Origin of the sequence: Reinekea sp. G2M2-21, from assembly GCF_015687175.1 — a bacterium.
Lineage (GTDB): Bacteria > Pseudomonadota > Gammaproteobacteria > Pseudomonadales > Natronospirillaceae > Reinekea.
This window is the reverse complement of sequence record NZ_JADPQG010000013.1, coordinates 11,299-30,454: the sequence shown is the minus strand read 5'-3', so window position 1 is coordinate 30,454 and position 19,156 is coordinate 11,299. Positions and strand designations below refer to the sequence as shown.

Genomic DNA, 19,156 nt, shown 5'->3' with positions numbered 1-19,156 from the left:
AGAACTGGGGCTTTGGTCTGTGCTTTCTGTTCCTGCGCAATGTGAAAGGCTATGGCTGGAACCACAAGCGTGTGTATCGGATCTACGGGGAGTTGGAGCTTAACCTGCGCATCAAACCGAAGAAACGGATCGTTCGAGAGAAGCCAGAGGCCCTAGCTGTGCCCGAGGCCATCAATCAGTGCTGGTCAATGGACTTTATGCATGATCAGCTCGAAGACGGCCGTACTTATCGCCTGTTCAATGTGCTGGATGATTTTAATCGCAAGGGGCTGACCATTGAAGTGGATTTGTCTTTGCCAGCTGAACGGGTTACAAGGGCACTGGACCAAGTGATTGAATGGCGAGGTAAGCCACGAGTATTGCGTTGCGATAATGGTCCGGAATACATCAGTGGCACCTTGGCTATTTGGGCAGAAAAGCGAGGTATCCACCTGAGCTTCATCCAGCCGGGTAAACCACAGCAAAATGCCTATATCGAGCGCTACAATCGAACTGTACGTTATGACTGGCTGGGGCAATATCTGTTCGAGAGCATGGCGCAGGTTCAAGACCATGCCACACGATGGTTATGGACGTACAACAATGAGCGGCCTAATATGGCGCTCGGCGGCATAACTCCAAAAATGAAATTGGAGCGTGCTGCATAATCCTCTACTTTTAACTCAGTTTAAAAATGGGGGGATTACCATTACCGCAGGAGAATGGGTGCGGCGTTTGCGTTTAACTTTGGCGGGCGCTGGTAGAGAATAATCGCTTGTTGTATCCATGATGGTGTCCACTTAGAAATAAGTGGACACTAGTTTGCGTATCCGGTTTAATTACGGAAGATGTGTTGGCCGGACGCTTACATTCAAGGTGTTGCCAAAGTTGTTGATCGCTCTCAACTGAAACAACGCAAGTATTCGAATTGCACCGAAAAGCACTTAATACAATTAAAAAGACTAATCAGAGTTTGTAGAAGCGTTCTCAAAAGACTTTAGTACGAAATCATCGAACAACGGGTGACTATCTCTTGGGGTAGAATTAAATTCTGGATGATATTGTGTAGCTAAATACCAAGGGTGACCTTCAACTTCCATTGTTTCTACAAGTTTTTTATCTGTAGACAACCCAGTTACATTTAAACCATTATCTACCAATGTGGGTAATAGCTTATTGTTTACCTCATATCGGTGCCGATGACGTTCATGAGCCTGGTTGCTTCCATAGATATTAGATATTTTTGATCCAGGTGTTAAATGGCAAAGGTGAGTACCAAGCCTCATAGTACCACCCATGTCGTCAACCTCATGCCGGTTTTCCTTACCTCCTTCCGAATTTTCCCATTCAGTCGTTAGTGCTATGACGGGGTATTTAGAGTGTTTATCAAATTCGGAAGAGCTTGCTTCATTTAATCCCGCTACATTTCGAGCAAACTCAATAATTGCGACTTGCATACCTAAGCATATTCCAAAATAAGGAGTACCTGTATTGCGGGCATATTCCGCTGCCATAATCATTCCTTCAACGCCGCGAGATCCAAACCCCCCAGGTACAATTATCCCATCCGAGGACTCTAACAAGCCAACACCTTTTGACTCGATTATCTCAGAATCAACAAAATCTATTTTGACTTTAATTCTGTTTTTCAGACCTGCATGTCGAAGTGCTTCAACTACCGACTTATAAGCATCTTTAACTTGAATGTACTTGCCGACTAAAGCAATTTTTACTTCCTTATTAGAGTTAGACTCCTCGAGAATAACTCTATCCCACTCTGATAAATCAGCGATTGGACAGCTTAATTTAAATCGTTTGACACAATATTCATCAAGATTCTGAGAAAGAAGAACATTCGGTATTTTGTAAATTGAATTGACGTCTGGTAAGCAAACAACTGCCTCTTTTTCGACGTTACAAAAACTGGCAATCTTTTTCTTATCTGCCGAACTTATATCTATTTCACTTCGACATACTAGTATATCAGGAGAAATTCCGATGCCTCGTAACTCCTTAACCGAATGCTGAGTGGGTTTTGTTTTTAATTCCGAAGACGTTTTTAGATATGGTACAAGAGTTAAGTGCAAAACGAGCGAGTTTTCTGAACCCAATTCACTTCGAATTTGCCTTACCGCTTCTAGAAAGGGCAATGACTCGATATCTCCAACTGTCCCTCCTATTTCAACAATTGCAATATCATGACCATCTGCAGCGCACATTATTCTTTCTTTAATGTTGTCTGTTATATGCGGAATAACCTGGACAGTTGCGCCCAAATACTCTCCGCTACGCTCCTTTTTCAATACATCACTATAGACTACACCGGTAGTAAAATTATTTAGCTTAGTCATCCTCTTTCGAAGAAATCGCTCATAATGCCCTAAATCTAAATCTGTCTCACCGCCATCTTCAGTTACATAGACTTCGCCGTGTTGTAATGGACTCATGGTTCCTGGATCTATATTGACATATGGATCCAACTTCATAATTGTTACATTAAGCCCTCTTGCTTCAAATATTGCTGCCAGCGAAGCTCCTGTAATTCCTTTACCAAGAGAAGAGACTACTCCGCCAGTAACAAATATAAATTTAGTTTCCATAATCATACCCATTAGTTTAGTTAGCAAATCAAATATACTTAGAATACTAATAGTCTAAAATATTCTTTTCTATTAGAAAGTGTTGTTAGATTAAAGTTCAGCAAAATAATCGGCTTTAACTGATAGCCAACAAATGTTGCAGTTGAACACCTGTAGCCATTCGATAGTATATATACTTTTTTACTTTTCTAACCGTGAACATGCTTTGACTAGCCTGCTTGCAGCTTCCACAAGCAATGAATCAGAAATCGACATAGATACTCTGAAATGGTTTTTAACGCCAAAAGCACTGCCAGGAACAACAGCAAGCCGGAAACAGTCTAACAAGTACATTGAGAAATCAATATCATCTTTGATAATGTTTCCTTGCTGGGTTTTTGCCCCGATGAGTTCCCTGCAACTAATAAACACATAAAATGCCCCTCTAGGTTTAATACACTTCAAACCTTTGGCTGGCTTCACGGCGGATAAGAAGTTATTCAAGCGTTTTTTATAGATTTCATTGTTACGCAGGATGAATTCATCACATTCGTTCAAAGCTGCAATAGATGCTGCTTGGCTCAATGAGCAGGGATTGGCAGTTGTATGGCCCTGCAATTTTACCATTGCTTTGATAAGTGATTTTGGTCCTCCAGCATATCCTATTCGAAATCCGGCCATAGAGTAGGATTTTGAAACGCCACTAACCGTTAGCGTTCTAGAATAAAGCTCGGGAGACTGACTAGCGATCGAGCAAGGCCTTTCTTCAGCAAAATGGATATCTTGATAAATCTCATCTGAAATTAGTATTATTCGAGGGTACTCATTTAGAATCTCAGTCAAGGCAGTCACTGTCTCTTTTGACAGCAGCGAACCACTTGGATTATTTGGAAAATTCAATAAAATGCATTTTGTTTTCGGAGATATAACTTTCTTTAATGATTCTGAGCTTAAACTGAAGTCTAAGTCTGCATCGCAATAAACATATTTTGGTTCGCCGCCGACTAGCTTAACCATTTCAGGGTAGGAACCCCAGTATGGTACAGGAACAACAACTTCGTCACCTGGATCTATTAATGCGAGGAGCGCATTGTAGACTACTTGTTTACTTCCATTTGAGACGATAATCTGATCAGTATCATAAGATATAGAGTAATCTCGCTTGAATTTTTTCGAGATAGAAAGTCTTAGATTCTCTGTCCCTTCGACTTCTGTGTAGCCAGTCTCATTTCGACGTAGAGCGCGTACCAGTTCATCTTTTACTTCACTAGGCACTTCAAAAGAGGGCTCACCTGTTCCAAGTGATATCACATCCTCCCCACATTCTAGCAGTGACTTTACTTTTGAAGTTAGTTTGATAGTGGGGGAGGTAACTATGCGCTTTGACAGGGATGAAAGAGAATCATTGATATTTTTCACACTCAGTATACTTCATTTCCAATGTGAAACTCATAATATCGTAAAGTATTCAGCAATGCATCTTGAATACCAAATTAGTGGCTGCAATCCCTACTACTTATTACCAATGTTAATCGAAGAGTGTTTTGAAGTCTATGCAAGTTTGCCCCCTCATGCTACCTAATCCATCGGCGCAGCATTTTGGCATTGATACCGAGCCTTTTGGCCGCATCAGCACCGGTATAACCTTGATTGAGCACCAGTTTAATGGCGTCCAACTTAAATTCATTCGAGTACTTCTTTCTGGTCATATAGTGATCTCCAATTAAGGGTATTATCCTTAACGGGACTGGTCAGATCTACTAGACCACTTCATAACTAATCATGTCATTGTGTGATTTATAAATACCGACGTTTTCTGTTTACCTGAATCGTTCAGTTAAATCAGCGACTAGCAGCCTGTTGAAAAAGGCCCAGATTCCTTCTTTCCTGGGCCTCCTTTTTTACCTTTCTGATTTCAAAATCAGTTATTCTCGATCAAACTTTGTCTGCTTCGTTAAGAAAACTGATTGCAGAACTATATTCTCGTCTTCCAGTAGCCCTTTAACCCTATTTTCCCGCTTTTCACCTCTCAAAACGCCATTAATCGAATAATGCTGTACGCCGTCGCCGACAATCGAAATTGCCAGCCCACATTCTTTATTCCTCGAACCGAAAGTTTGCGCATGTTTCCAAAGGTTTTCGTCCAGCCAAATGGCTCTTCGAGTCGTTTGCGTTTTCTTTGGCTGATCCGATAGCCTTCTTTACTGGTCGTTCGACCGTCGATACAGCTATTAGCCGTTTTACCCGCAACATGTGGAGTAACTTTCATGACGCGACAGCCATCTACAAACGCCGGAGTGTCATAACCTTTATCAGCTCCGACTGTGAGCGTTGGACGTGTACTCTGGCGTGCAATAAGGTCTAAACCTGCATCCCATTCTTTTGATGTTCCGGCTTGAGTTACTTCGGTCTCAACAATAAGTCCATTGCGGTTTTCCGTCAGAATATGCCCCATAAACGAGAGCTTTGCTTCTTTACCCGGACCTTTGCGAAAAAGCTTGGATTCAGGGTCTGTTGTTGATTGGTGGGTTTTATTACTGCGCTTTTCACCGTGGAAGTTGACCTCTTGGCGATGACCGTCCTGATTAGAATCATCGTATTGATTGTACTGATCGGATTGCTTTGGCTTAAATGATTTCAGCGAAGCACTCGCTTCTAATAACGTGCCATCCACGGAGAAATGATCACGAGACAATAGCTGCTTGGCGTAAGCTTGCTTCTTAATGGCATCAAACAAGTGCTCGTCGATGTTACTGGTCATGAGACGGTCACGGTTTTTGTGAACGTCGAGTGATTCCAAACCGCATCGTCCATACCGAGCCCGATAAACCAACGGAACATGAGGTCAAAATCAATCCGTTCGCACAGTTGCCGTTCTGAGCGGATGGTAAAGAGTATTTGCAGCAGTGAGGCTTTCAAAAGCATCTCTGGCGGAATGGAAGGGCGCCCTTTGTCTGCATAGGCCTCGTTAAAAAGAGGCTCAATTTGGGATAGAGCTTCATCGATAATTTTTCGAATCTTTCGGATCGGATGCGATTTAGGAATTCTGGCTTCCAAATCAACATAGCTGAACATGCCTGATTGTGGATTGATATCGCCGCGGATAGTTTTATCTGCAATTTTATTTCTGGGTATTGTACGCTAAAGTGCCTTTTTCAACAGGCTACTAGTGCATTGTCTAAATTATCGATACTTTTACGAAGCTCTTGAAGGTCACTCACAGTTAACTTTCTCTACGGCAAATGGGCAAAAGTGTAATACATTGCTTAGCGATATTCATGCCTCACTTTGCACCAATCTATTGCGGGGAAAAAAGCCGTGTTGATTGGCGCTTTACTAAAAACCTCATATTTGCTTTTCAGTCATGCTTCATCTGACAATAAACGGAAAGTGATAATTAACAATTGTAAAAAGCGACCTTCCTAATTTATCACAGAATTTTCCTTATGATACTCTATCGGCGCAAAGTGCAGCGGCGGTGAAGCTAGTTTAGCTCCGGTTATGCATTCGTCCTCAATACCTAAGCAATTAGTCAAGTCTTTCTTTTTATAAAAGAATCTACAAATCGAGAGAATGAAAAGACTCACTCCAGCTGCTAGATGGTTGACTGCAGCATATAAAATATGGGTTTAAAATGCTTGATTTACTATTATATTCTAATTCACCCATGGTAGGGACTTGAAGGCAATATCCTCCTGCACCGCGTAGAATCGCATCCGCAGCAGCTGTATCCCATTCACTTGTTAGACCCAAGCGAGGATACAAATCAGCTTTACCTTCTGCAACAAGACAAATCTTTAATGAACTTCCCATTTCAATTAACTCGAAGTTGCTAAATTGCTTTAAAAACTGCGCGAATTCCTTGCTTTTGTGCGAGCGACTTCCAACGATTTTCCAGCAATCACCCATATTTGGTGCTGTAGATACCTTGATTACTTTAGTTCTTCCTTTGTTTAGTACTTTTACAGAAGAGTTAACTAATATACCTCCATGATATGTAAGATTAAGGCTCGGGGCATGAACGACCCCCCAGATTGGCCGGCCTTTTTCGACTAATGCGATATTTACGGTATATTCACCATTTTTTTTCAAAAACTCCTTTGTTCCATCCAACGGATCAACCAACCAGTATCTCTTCCACTTCTTTCGTTCAGCCCATTGAATACTCGAAGACTCTTCACTGAGTATCGGAATTGCAGGAGTTAGCTCCATTAAAGAGCGTATAATATGCGCATGCGAGCGTTTATCAGCCTCGGTCAATGGACTACCATCGTTTTTATAGTCAAGTTCAAAATCCCTCTGACTAACTTGCATGATTTCCATTCCTGCCTGAACAGCAATGCTTACTACTCTATCTAAATTTAGTAAGAGAAAGTCTTTCACGGTACTTGCCCATCTTATTAGCTCTTAAGGTTATTAATAAAATTACAGATCAAATCAACACTATTTTTAATATCCACTTCACTAGTGTCCAACACAATTTCCGGGTTTTCAGGTTCTTCATATGGAGCACTAATCCCGGTAAATTCTTTAATCAGTCCTTGTCGCGCTTTCCGATAAAAACCCTTGGGATCTCGCTTCTCACACACACTTAAAGTAGTTTCCAAATATACTTCCGTAAAAGCACCTTCGCTGAACAGCGATCGAACAAGCTTCCTATCTCTTTCATGGGGTGAAATGAACGCGCAAATAACAATTAATCCGGCATCCACTAGCAGTCTAGCTACTTCGCCCACCCTTCGAATATTCTCGGATCTATCAGAAACAGACATGCCCAAGTCTCTATTAAGTCCATGCCTGATATTGTCACCATCCAAAATAAATGAACGTAAACCATGATTATGAAAATGTACGTCTAGTGAATTCGCAATAGTAGACTTACCTGAACCTGACAACCCGGTCAGCCAAATGCAACGTGGTGTCTGCTGCATCAACAGACTTCTCATGGCAGGTGTAACGCTTGACTCATTCCATACAAAATCACCAAGGGGAATAATTTCCTTTACTGCTGACAACATAAACTCCTTTTTCAATTTAATGGACAACATAATTCAATTGCCATGAAGCTAGATTACGGTTAAGTGGGATGATTCGGTGGTTAGCCTATATGCCGAATATCCCGCTTAAGAAAGTAAGGTCTAACCCATGGCTGAGTTAATCAACTTATGTGAATATTTTTACCTTTCGTTGGACTCTATTCTACCTAAATTAATATCTAGTGAACAATTTAAGCAAAATTCTAGAACGATCACTCTTCACCTGAACAGCTAATCATAGTGTATTATACTTAAACGCTATAAAACAAAGTCATGTAAGCAAAACCAAACTATGGAAAACATTCACATTTTAGTTGCACCAGTTATTGTTGCTTTTGGCTGGATCATTAATAGCAAACCGCAAATTTTGGTTGCAAGCAGGGTTATTGGGTTAATCACATTTAAAGTATTACTACCATCATTGTTGTTCAAAAACATTTATCTCAAGGGAGTAAGTCTTGACTCCTCCGTTGCTATTCTACTATGTTACTACATACCTGTATTTGTTTTGTTTATTTGCATCGCCCTCATCACAAGAACTCATAGCATGTTTTCAGTCGCGCCACTAAGCGGCGTATACTCAAATACACTGATGGTTGGAATTCCGGTAATTGCACTTCAATTCGGAGAGAACTATATTGGTCATGCTATGGCGATTGTATCTGTGCATAGCATGCTGCTTTTTACTGCATACTATTTTCTTCGTGCAAGAAGAGCAAGTACCGTTGTTTCACTTAAAGACATACTCCTAGTTTTAAGAGATACAGCTAAAAACCCAATCATCTTTTCAATTATCATAGCTCTTGTAGCATTCTACACAGATTATGAGATTGACAACCGAATTATGTTCACTATCTCGATATTTTCTTACATATCCGTTCCTTGTGCGCTTTATATGCTAGGGGCGAGCTTACGTAAAGCCCCGATTACTAGTAAAAACTATCTGTTCATTTCGATTGCAACTAAACTATTTGCGTTACCAATGTTAGTTTCTATATTGTGCATTTATGTCTTTAAACTATCGTTTGATGTGTGTGTCGTACTAATTGTGCTTGCTTCTTGCCCCACAGGTATTAATGTTAATACTATATCAGCTGATGACAACTTCAGCGCTTCCTTTTCAAGTAGCGCAATTGTTTATTCAACCTTACTGAGCTTTTTATCAATCCCCCTTTGGTTACTGTTCATTGAGTTGAATTTTCGAACTTAGTATTTACATAAGCTCCTAGGCAAATAGATTGATGTTCTAATAAGCTGCCAATGTAAAGAGGTAATTGAGCGGTAGTTGCCTCGGCCCTTGACGCATGACCAGGGTGTGCTTGGGCAATCCCCATGCAGATCATCGATAAAGGGCTGCCGAGCGCAGGCTTATTGGCGCACATCTTAGTCGCCAAGTATGGCGATCACTTACCGCTGTATCGACAAGAAAAGATCTTTGCTCGCGCAGGCTTTGCCATCGCGCGTTCCACGCAAGCCGATTGGGTCGGCCGATGCGGGGTTGCCCTGCAACCGCTCATCGATGCCTTGCGCGTAGCCCTGCACACCCAAACCGTTCTGCATGCCGATGAAACCCCTGTCGCCATGCTCAGCCCAGGCAAACAGAAAACGCATAAAGCCTATGTCTGGGCGTACACCAGCACCGCGTTCTCCGATTTAAACGCCGTCGTGTATGACTTTGCCCCGAGCCGTTCGGGCGAGCATGCGCGAAGGTTCCTGCAAGACTGGCAAGGCAAATTGGTCTGCGATGACTTCAGTGGTTACAAAGCCAGTTTTAAACAAGGCCTGATCGAGATCGGCTGCATGGCGCATGCGCGGCGCAAGTTTTTTGACTTGCACGCCGCTAACCAAAGCACACTCGCCGAGTACGCATTAAAGCAAATTGGCCAACTGTATGAGATAGAACGCACGATCAAAGACAGTCCAGACGATCACCGAAAAGCCATCCGGCAACAACAAAGCCGACCGGTCATAGACCATTTACATCAATGGCTCAGCTTACAACGACAAAAAGTCCCCAATGGTTCAGCGATCGCCAAGGCCATCGATTACAGTTTAAAACGCTGGGCGGCTCTGACTCGATTTTGCGAGGATGGCGCGGTACCGATCGATAACAATCAGGTTGAAAACCAGATGCGCCCCTGGGCATTAGGACGCAACAACTGGTTGTTTGCCGGCAGCTTACGCAGTGGTCAACGCGCCTCGAATGTCATGAGTTTAATCCAAAGTGCGAAACTCAATGGTCATGATCCGTATGCGTACTTGAAAGATGTGCTGACGAAATTGCCAACACAAAAGAACAATAAACTGGATGAGTTGTTGCCGCATCACTGGACTGCACCGGTCAAGGTGTGATGACCGGGCGCTTACTGACAGTCGCGGCAATCGATCGACTGGTACACCATGCAGATATCTTTCAAATAGAAGGTGAAAGCTTTAGAAAGAAACAAGCAATGAAAAAATCAAAATAAACCGGCCAAGTTAATTGACGCCGACCGGCCAAAGTAGTTGACGTTTGATACCCAGTACAAAACTGGAACCTCACGCTGTCGCAGCAAGCGATACACTTTGAGGGTCGACTGGAAGATCACTTCGCATTGTGATTTTTAGCTGACACAGAATTTTGAACACCCTCTGTTAGGCGATTAAATACTCGACCTCGAAAAACATTAGGCTATAAGACACCAAATCAGAAGTGGCTAGAAATGGTCTCTTAAATTAAATGGTGATCCAATTCAGTTATGAATCTGCGAAAACAGAAAAGCTCTTTAATCTAACTTATATATTGAATCATATATAAAAATAGTTAAAGAGCATGAAAAACAAATAAATCATTGATTAACTGACTTCAAGCAATAGAGAGTAAGTGAGCCTAACCAGTTTCCTACCTAAACAAGAACAGATAGACCCCTGTCTTCGATGAAGATTCATTGAAGCGATTTTTCAATATCACTTTTAACGACAATAAAGCCAATCCTCTAACCAATTCATTGGCTAGTTAACCAGATGAAAGTCCCTTATTTTTAAGGCTCCATTTAGCTATATGAAAAGAAACCCTTTCCACTCTTACGACCCAATTGTCCTGCGTCAACCATTTTTCTAAGTAGTGGATAAGGACGGAACTTAGGATCATTAAAGCTTTCATATAGTACTTCAAGGGACTTCAGAATAGTGTCTAGCCCTATTAGATCACCAGTTGCTAAAGGTCCCATCTTATGTCCAAATCCAGTGCAAAATATTTTGTCAACATCACTTGGTGATGAAATTGCATCTTGAACAACTCCGATCGCTTCGTTAATGGTCAGCATTAAAACTCTATTAGTAACAAACCCTGGGAAATCATTAACAACTACCGGGTCCTTACCCCACTTACGAGCAAAATCTACGAAGTTACTTATAGTACTTTCGTCTGTATGGGTTCCCCTCACAACTTCAACAAGTTCCTTCATAGGAACTGGATTCATTAAATGCGCGCCCAAAACTAGTTCAGGCTTAGAAACCCATGAACCTATTTTAGTAATTGATACACAGCTAGTATTCGCAGCAAAAACTGTATCTTCATTACATACTTTATCAAGGGCTTGGTATAACTGTTTCTTTAACCCAGTATCTTCTGTGATATTTTCTATAACTAGATCAATATCTCCGAATTGACAAAGGTCATTTGCGACTGTAATTCTATCTACAATTTGGTCTATTGAAACACCCTTGTACCCTGGAACAAACAACTTAAATTGTACGAATTTATCCGATATACTCTCTAATAATGAGTCAATTACGCTTTGATTCGAGTCGTATACGACAACATCAAATCCATTTGCTGCAAGATCTAGCGCAACATCGACACCCATCACGCCAGCACCAGCTACACCTATTTTACGAAACATTCGCTACCTCTCTATTTTGTTTTCGATAATCCTGCAATACAAATGACGATATTAATAGCTGTTGGACTTGCGTACTACCTTCTATAATTTCAAAAATTCTGGATTCTCTATAAAGCCGCTCTACATTGTTCTTTCTCAGTAATCCTCTCGCACCAAACAGCTGTACCGCTTCCTTTGTTACAGAACTTACGACTTGCGATGTAAACAATTTTGCCATGCAAACTAACTTATCAGCATCATCTTTGTTGTCACGAAGCGATCGCTCCGCATCACGAAGTAGTGATCTCGCAGCTTGAATTTTTGTAGCGCAATCCGTAATCATCTGCTTAATAAGATCATGTTCAATGATTTTCTTCCCACCTTGAGATCTGTCTACTGACTCCTTAATCATGCAGTCCAATGCAAGTTGAGACATCCCTAAAGCGCCGAGAGCGACACTATACCTTCCATAGGTAAGTGCATAGTTTGCAACGTAAGAAAATCCTGACCCCAAACTACCTAAGAGGCAACCTTCCTCAACAAAAACATTATCGAACAATACGTCCGCTATGTGGGTAGAATTTGCTACAGACAGATCCGGAATAGCATTTGTTACTACTCCTGCACTACGGTTAACTAGAAAGGCAGAAATACCTAACTCATCGTTATTCGCTATCACTAGAAAGATATCCGCTTTATTGCCAAACGTAATCCACGTTTTTACACCATCAATTACGAATCCGCCATCAACTTTCCTATAGCTTGTTTCAACAGCCTGAGCATCAGACCCTACATTAGGTTCTGACATTGCAAAAGACGCTATCAAACTACCGTTTGACAGTTTTTTAAGATACTTTTCTTGTTGCACCTTGTTTCCAAAGCGCGCAATAGACTCGGATACTAAACATCCGTGTACGGTCATTAAAGATCGGAGCGAATGGCTTACCTTCTCTACTTCTTCTGTCAGCTCTGCGTACTCACCGATGTCGAGTCCTTTTCCTCCGTAGCGTCGATCTATATTCGCACCGAGTACTCCACTTTTAGTGAAAAGATCAAAAACTTCACTTGAAACGGGTGCATCATGATCATTAATAAGCGGTGCTACTCTTTCAACCAAAAACTTCTTAAACTGATCAAGACTATTCAACTGCACTTGTATTTTCTCCTAGTTTTCTACTTAAAAACTGGTCGATATTCTCCACACACGAGAAATTCTTTATATTTAGGTCATCATCTTCAATTACTACGTTAAACCGTTTCTGTATGAAAGTTATTAGTTTCATCGCGAATAGCGAATTCACAAGTCCACTTGTAAATATATTTTCATCGTCACGAATCGAAAAGTTATCATCAATCCTTACAACATTCTCTTCAATATAATCCCTAACAGTCTTTTTCCTATTCATTTCAATTCCTCAGTTATAAGTTTAATATGATTTGGTATTCGTGGTATGTCACATAAATCATGGCTAAGAATTATTAACCCTGTCTTTGACGTTGAATGCGGTATAAAGGAAGTTAATCTCATATCTGTATACATTGCAGAGTTAAATGAGGTCTTGATAAATTCACAACAGAACTCCACACCCGCCTTCTTAGCTAAGTTCATAATATGAGAAAGCATTACTTTGCCTACTCCCCTAGACATAACTCGACAGGACATCAGTATCAATTTTAAAGTCCAACATTCTTTCCCTTTTTCTACAAGAGCAAGCCCTACAGTACCATAGTCGCCGAACCTATCTGTCAGCTTCGAACACAGGAGAATGTGATCTTTAGACTCTGAGAATTCCTTTAGTTCATCATAACTGTAAGTCACACCAGTACTATTTAACTGGTTAGTTCGATTTACAAGCTCTTCCGCTCTATCAAGATCATCTACACCAGCCTTACTAATAGTGAATGTAAGACCTAATGAACTTAGAAATTCAGAATTAGATTGATCGCTATTTGACTCTGCATCTTTACGTTCAATTTCACTTAAATACATGGAACGCCTATTGCAGGATTCTTCAGTAATAGTCCTTGGATTAAGGTAGGGTTTTTCAAGTAATTCAGTGTATTCTGCAGCGTCAAAACAAAACGAACCAATTCCGGAGGACAATACTTCTTCTCGCTCAAACTCTTGATCGTCTATGAAGATAATCGTATCGGGGCCGATATTTAGCAAATCAGAAATATTTTTTATTGAGTTTGACTTAGCTTCCCATGTAATTTGAGGCACAAGGAAATACTCCCACAAATCATGTTTGCGCAGCTCAGACTCGACACTCTTATAGTCATTTCTAGAAGAAATAGACTGTAGAATTCCCCTTCTATCAAGTTCCTTAACAATACTTACTATGTTGTCCTTGAGTTGAACTGGTCCCTCAGCTAACACTCCTTGCCAAATGGTGTTATCCAAATCCCATACTACGCACTTAATCTGTTTTTCTGGAACCCTTAGCATCAGCAAAACTCTCCTTCTTTATTTACTTCCAATTCTCGACTTACCAATTCAGAAAGTTCAACTAGTTTTGTTCGAAGAACAGAATAATGATCGCCAATTACGCTTTCCGTCTTTAAATTACCTAAAATCAATTTAGACCATCCATAGGATGAATCTTCATGTTGGAAGTTTGGGTGATCCATTTTGTTTTTTGAAGTTAGCAAAGAACTATCTGCTTTAATTATAAGCGCGTCTATCTGGGATTTGGTTGCAGTGTAATTTTGAGAAATAATCATACTTCTTCTGTAAATTTTAAACTTACGCAAAATCTCGTGAACTAGTTGTTCATCACGAATATTCAGATCATCTTTAACATAATTTTCTAAAAACTTGTGTAGCTCCGAATAATTAAGACCCACTAATTGATCAGCACTACTCTCAAGTGACTTTCCGAATATTGATGATAAAAGTTCTATATAAGAGTGAAATGTATAATACTCCTCTCTATCATCTTCATGCCGACTATAAGGAGCTGGAGTATCGATAATTGCAACAGCACCCAATTCGCATCCAGCGGACTTAATTAGCCCAGCCAAATTAAACGCTATTGCCCCACCAAAGGACCATCCTACGAGATTTATTCTTTTGTTAATAAACTTAGAACACAACTCCGTAGCATAGAGGTTACACATCTGCTCCATGGTTAGCGGATCCTCAGTTGCAAATTTTTGTTCAATCCCATAAACAGCTCCCTTTGTCTCCAACGAGTCAGCAAACTCATTGTACAAATCAATTGAGCCATCTAATGCATGAAGAAATATGGTGACATCACTTGAATCATCCTCTCTTTCCCCTACCATTTTTCGAACAGCAAAGAACTTTCGTTTAACTAATTCGTCACTAGTTCTTTTAATAGAATCATCTTCTACAGATAATTCATATCCTAACTTCTCAGCAAGCTCTCTAGCACTTGCGTTGAGCTTCCGTGGAAGATTAACTGATTTCCAGGCGTCCGATAAATCTTTTTCAATTTTTACATGATTCAAAAGGTTAGGATCGCCAAGCCCATCCCTCATTCGTGAACCCGAATAAGGAGTCAACACATCGTCACTAAAAGGAATATCTAGAAACTTACACACACTACTCATTACTTTCTCAGGATCGGAAACTAACTCTTCATACCTCACCATCATGTATCGATTACTATCAACACCTTTTAAGAATTCTAGTATATTGCTGTTTGTCCGATGCCATAGAAACTCACCAAATGAGACAGGGTCGATACCCTTAACTTCAAGAAGCGAGTTAAATCTGTTTCTAACTACTGACTCAATTACCGCGTAAGGATGCCTTACTAAGAACACATATTTTGGACAATCAAAATCCCGTTCCGCTTTCTCCAGTGTTTCTAGCTTGTTTGCGTTTCCAGGTGATTTATCAATTAACAACTTGCCTTTTTGTTCGGACTTAATTGCCAAATCGCTTAACAATTTTTTTGTTTCAGCCCCGCCTGCGTAATACTCATTAATTATGCCTTTAGCCTCAGTAATCTTTATGTCAAACAACTCAGAGTACGCCCTTATTAAACCTTGGTCTCGGTCGGGGGATGTCTCCGATTTAAGACGACTGTTCAAATCTGGATACTCAAGCAAATGGAGCTCTGGAGGACAAAATAGATCTTTATGCCCCGCTAACATTACACGTAGCAATGTAGATCCAGACCGGACACTAGAAAGAATGAACGCCGTGTTTCCTATTTTCCCTTTTTGTTCAACCTTCTGTGAAGGAGAACTACGCAGCAAGTCACTATTTCTCTCATTCCACAACTCCATTACAAACTGTGAGATAGCATTTATAGATTTTCTATGTTGCAATTCATTTGGATAAACAGGTACTTTAAATTGAAGTTTCATACTCTGTATTAAGTCTGGAATAATTAAATCCATATACTCGTCGCTGAACTGACTAGCGAGTATTTCTTGTTCGCAGGTTTCATTTCCAAGGCTTAATAACAGTTCCATTAACCAGCTTTCTACTAGTGAATACCGCTCAGAATCAGAAGCTTCATCTAATCTTGATACTAAGCTTTCTCTACTAAGCGTTGTGTCTTCGATATTTTTTAAATCACCTACGATATTTTTAATTGTCTTCTTCTCTAATATCGAACGTATAGATATGTGTAAATTAAGTTTTTTCCAAATTAGATTCGACATTTGAAGAGCTAGTAAAGAGTGCCCTCCTAATTCATAAAAATCATCTGAAATACCAACATTCTTAAAACCAAACAAACTTGACCAGATATCGCATAGGCTCTTTTCAATATCGTTTGAAGGTAAGTCAAATTTATTGCTGATGTCAGGTCTTTCATGCAACTGAACCTTTCTAACTGGTTCTTCTGGTTCAACTTTAGGACTCACGCTGTTCGATTGGTGAGAACCTTGGCTTCCGGTAACATTTGCAGGCTCTATCCAGTATTTCTTACTATCAAAGGGATAAGGTGGAAGCTTCGATATTTGTGTTGACTTGAGTTTAGGAAATATTCTATCCCATTCCAAAACTGCTCCTTTCTCCCAGCTTACAGTTAGGCTATTGATGAATTGTTCCAATTTCCTGTCAACTTCGTGTGAAGCCGGAATACATGGGGTAATCGCCATATTCGCTCTATTTTCTGGCCTCTCAAAAGCAGTTTCACTGATTAATCCGGATAGTGCTGAACCTGGTCCGATCTCGATAATCTGAGACAGATCGTATTTGCTCAACATGTCCTTGGCGCTTTCGTACCATTCAACTGTCGAAGTCAACTGGTCCATCCAGTAATTTGGACTTGTCATTCGATCATGCGATAAAGCTCGAGCATCCAAAGTAGAAATAACATCTATCTCTGGAGGATTAAAATGAATGGATTCTACAAACTTCCCTAACTTTTCTCTAAACGAATTAAGGATGCATGAGTGGTAGGCTCTATTTGTTGGAAGTCTTGCTCCAAAAATGCCATTGTTGCGCATTTCAGATTCTATTTCCTCGATGGCTGATTTACTACCACTTAATACTACGAGCTCTTTTGAGTTCTCAGCGGCGATGCTAATATCATCTCTACAGTATTTACTTGCCAACTCTCGATTGATTGGAACAGCAAGCATTGCACCTTCACCAGATTGCTCAATTAGATTCGCCCTTAATCCTACAAACTCAATAGCTGAATTGAGATCCAAACTTCCCGAAACACAAAGCGCAACGAATTCTCCTAAACTATGTCCAATCAGAACATCTGGCTTAAGTCCGATCCATAAGAGCAAATTGGCTAGTGAATATTCAAACGAAAACAAACTTAAATGATTTGCAATAGTATCCCTATTAAGACTGGTTTCAGCCCGATCGAATATCGTAACTCCTACTTCACCTTCGTTACTTCTAATTGACCGTTCTACGGTAAATGAAATATCTATACTATATAGCTTACTAACAATCTCTGAGCATTCATCAAATTTTTCCTTAAATTTAGAATAGCGATTATACAGTTCTGTTCCCATACCATCATATTGCTGACCTGTACCTGAAAACATAAATGACAATTGACTGTCTCTAACTGGCAAAAGTGTTGCTAATCTTTTTTCAAATCCGCTTGATATATTCTTGCTACTGAAGTCTTTATCAAATAAACCTACTCGATACTTCATAGATGGCTTAATTTTAATAATGGAACTTGCTATAGAGATTTTCTCTTGCTCCGACGCAGTCTTCAGACAGCCCTGGTACTGTTGTAAAACACTAATCAATGAATTCTTGGAATTTGCGCTCAGTAGAAATGGAATGTCATTGCTTTCAAGTTCTGTTTGCACCTGCACATTTTCTTTAACAGAGCTTTCAGGATGACCGGCTATTACAACGTGTGCATTAATTCCTCCAAGACCTACTGAATTAACACTTGCATACCTATACCCATCCTGTGCAGCAGTGAATGCTTTAGCTTCTTTGTTTACATATAATGGACCTGACTCACTCGCTAGTTGGTTACTAGGAGTAACAAAATTTGGCATAGCCGGAATTATTCCATTCTTAACGCAAAGAACTGCTTTGATAAATCCAGCTATACCAGCTGCAGCGTCTAAATGCCCTATGTTGGCCTTTGCTGAACCTATTGCGACTGATGCACAACTATCATAGCCAAATGCTTTAAACGCTTTAGATAATCCCTCAAACTCGACCGGATCACCCATCTTTGTAGCACTACCATGAGCTTCTACATATTTTACCTGTTCTGGTAGAATCCCAGCCATCGCCAACGCTTCTGCGGCTGCCTTTGATTGGCCTTGTACACTAGGTGCAGAAAACCCGGCTTTTTGGTTTCCATCATTATTAGTGGACCAACCTTTAATTACAGCATAAATCTCGTCCCCGTTCTCAACAGCATCTTCATACCGCTTCAAGGCTACAGTACCGACTCCATCTCCAAACACCGATCCATTTGCGTCTTCAGAGAAAGGAGAACAGGTACCGTTTGGTGAAAGGATTCCGTCGATAGAATATAGGTAACCTCTAGCACCGTTTCCGGAAACAGATACTCCCCCGGCAACAGCTAAATCACAACGAAAGTCCATCAAGTTCTGACATGCAATTACAACTGACACGAGGGATGAAGCACAGGCTGCATTAATCGACAAACTCGGTCCTTGAAACCCAAAACAATAAGAAACTCTTGATGCAACATAATCTCTAGAAGTGAACGACGGTACTAAGTCCTCACCCACTAATGAAGATACATCATCGTAGGCAGCCGGATTCCGGAAAACGTTGTTCAGAAAATATTTGTTAGTAGAAGAGCCTATGAATACTCCGACTAGATCGTCATTCTTAGAAGGATTTCTACCAGCATCTTCTAGTGTTGACCAAACTGACTCAAGTACTAATCGTTGTTGGGGATCCATTAGCATCGCCTCACGCGCCGAATAATTAAATAGCGAGGCATCAAAGGAATCTGAGTTTTGGAGCACTCCGAAGGCTGGTACAAAGTTTTCTTGGTCCAACACGCTTTTAGGAATATTTGACTCTTGTAACTCGTCGTGATTAAACCGGCTAATCGAACAATTGCCCTTCTCTAAATTACTCCAATATTCTTTGGAGTTACTTGCCCCTGGAAATCGGCAAGACAGGCCTACCACTGCGATTGAGTCGTCCATGTGATTAGTCATAATATCCTCTAGCTAAATAAATATATTAAACTGAAACTGTTTCAGAAAACTTCCTAAAACCACTAAACAAATAGATTGCACT

General features: G+C 40.5%; 12 protein-coding genes and 3 pseudogenes. 4 read left to right on the top strand and 11 right to left on the bottom strand.

What is annotated here, in order from left to right; genetic code table 11:
• On the top strand, positions 1 to 647 hold a 647-nt coding region (locus IYN85_RS24960), incomplete at its 5' end, for an IS3 family transposase (protein WP_196161701.1).
• A gap of 294 nt (positions 648 to 941) precedes the next feature.
• Here the strand turns inward: IYN85_RS24960 and IYN85_RS24955 are convergent.
• From IYN85_RS24955 to cysC, 6 genes and pseudogenes are all read right to left on the bottom strand, one after another.
• Complete coding sequence (locus IYN85_RS24955; protein WP_196161700.1) at positions 942 to 2,579, bottom strand: CTP synthase; 1,638 nt, start codon at positions 2,577 to 2,579, stop codon at positions 942 to 944.
• Between the two features lie 180 nt (positions 2,580 to 2,759).
• A complete protein-coding gene (locus IYN85_RS24950) occupies positions 2,760 to 3,977 on the bottom strand; it encodes a pyridoxal phosphate-dependent aminotransferase (RefSeq protein ID WP_196161699.1) in 1,218 nt (405 codons plus the stop codon).
• A gap of 158 nt (positions 3,978 to 4,135) precedes the next feature.
• Positions 4,136 to 4,267, bottom strand: a pseudogene (locus tag IYN85_RS24945) (transposase); the annotation flags it as partial.
• 320 nt (positions 4,268 to 4,587) lie between these two features.
• A pseudogene (locus IYN85_RS24940) lies at positions 4,588 to 5,663 on the bottom strand (IS5 family transposase).
• 453 nt (positions 5,664 to 6,116) lie between these two features.
• Complete coding sequence (gene cysQ, locus IYN85_RS24935) at positions 6,117 to 6,941, bottom strand: 3'(2'),5'-bisphosphate nucleotidase CysQ (RefSeq protein WP_370592248.1); 825 nt, start codon at positions 6,939 to 6,941, stop codon at positions 6,117 to 6,119.
• A 17-nt stretch (positions 6,942 to 6,958) separates the two neighbouring features.
• Entirely contained in the window at positions 6,959 to 7,576 is a 618-nt protein-coding gene (gene cysC, locus IYN85_RS24930; protein ID WP_196161697.1) for an adenylyl-sulfate kinase, read from the bottom strand.
• Positions 7,577 to 7,886: 310 nt separating this feature from the next.
• Here cysC and IYN85_RS24925 point away from each other — a divergent pair, with 310 nt between their 5' ends.
• The 3 genes and pseudogenes from IYN85_RS24925 to IYN85_RS26070 all read left to right on the top strand — a co-directional run bounded on the left by IYN85_RS24925 (position 7,887) and on the right by IYN85_RS26070 (position 10,062).
• Positions 7,887 to 8,804, top strand: a complete 918-nt coding sequence (locus IYN85_RS24925; RefSeq protein ID WP_196161696.1) for an AEC family transporter — start codon at positions 7,887 to 7,889, stop codon at positions 8,802 to 8,804.
• A gap of 116 nt (positions 8,805 to 8,920) precedes the next feature.
• Positions 8,921 to 9,946: pseudogene (locus IYN85_RS24920) on the top strand (IS66 family transposase); the annotation flags it as partial.
• A complete protein-coding gene (locus IYN85_RS26070; RefSeq protein WP_370592247.1) occupies positions 9,943 to 10,062 on the top strand; it encodes an ATP-binding protein in 120 nt (39 codons plus the stop codon). The pseudogene IYN85_RS24920 and the gene IYN85_RS26070, both read left to right, overlap by 4 nt.
• Positions 10,063 to 10,626: 564 nt before the next feature.
• Here IYN85_RS26070 and IYN85_RS24915 read toward each other — a convergent pair.
• The 5 genes from IYN85_RS24915 to IYN85_RS24895 are packed head-to-tail and all read right to left on the bottom strand — an operon-like array spanning position 10,627 to position 19,074.
• Complete coding sequence (locus IYN85_RS24915; protein WP_196161695.1) at positions 10,627 to 11,478, bottom strand: 3-hydroxyacyl-CoA dehydrogenase family protein; 852 nt, start codon at positions 11,476 to 11,478, stop codon at positions 10,627 to 10,629.
• The gene (locus IYN85_RS24910; protein ID WP_196161694.1) at positions 11,468 to 12,610 is read right to left on the bottom strand and encodes an acyl-CoA dehydrogenase family protein; all 1,143 of its coding nucleotides are present in this window, start codon (positions 12,608 to 12,610) and stop codon (positions 11,468 to 11,470) included. Before IYN85_RS24910 ends, IYN85_RS24915 begins: the two co-directional genes overlap by 11 nt.
• A complete protein-coding gene (locus IYN85_RS24905) occupies positions 12,597 to 12,863 on the bottom strand; it encodes a phosphopantetheine-binding protein (protein WP_196161693.1) in 267 nt (88 codons plus the stop codon). Before IYN85_RS24905 ends, IYN85_RS24910 begins: the two co-directional genes overlap by 14 nt.
• Complete coding sequence (locus tag IYN85_RS24900) at positions 12,860 to 13,906, bottom strand: HAD family hydrolase (protein WP_196161692.1); 1,047 nt, start codon at positions 13,904 to 13,906, stop codon at positions 12,860 to 12,862. The genes IYN85_RS24905 and IYN85_RS24900 overlap by 4 nt, the downstream gene beginning before the upstream one ends.
• Positions 13,906 to 19,074 carry a type I polyketide synthase gene (locus IYN85_RS24895; protein ID WP_196161691.1) on the bottom strand — a complete coding sequence of 1,723 codons (5,169 nt, stop codon included), beginning with the start codon at positions 19,072 to 19,074 and terminating at the stop codon, positions 13,906 to 13,908. Before IYN85_RS24895 ends, IYN85_RS24900 begins: the two co-directional genes overlap by 1 nt.
• Positions 19,075 to 19,156 lie beyond the last annotated feature (82 nt).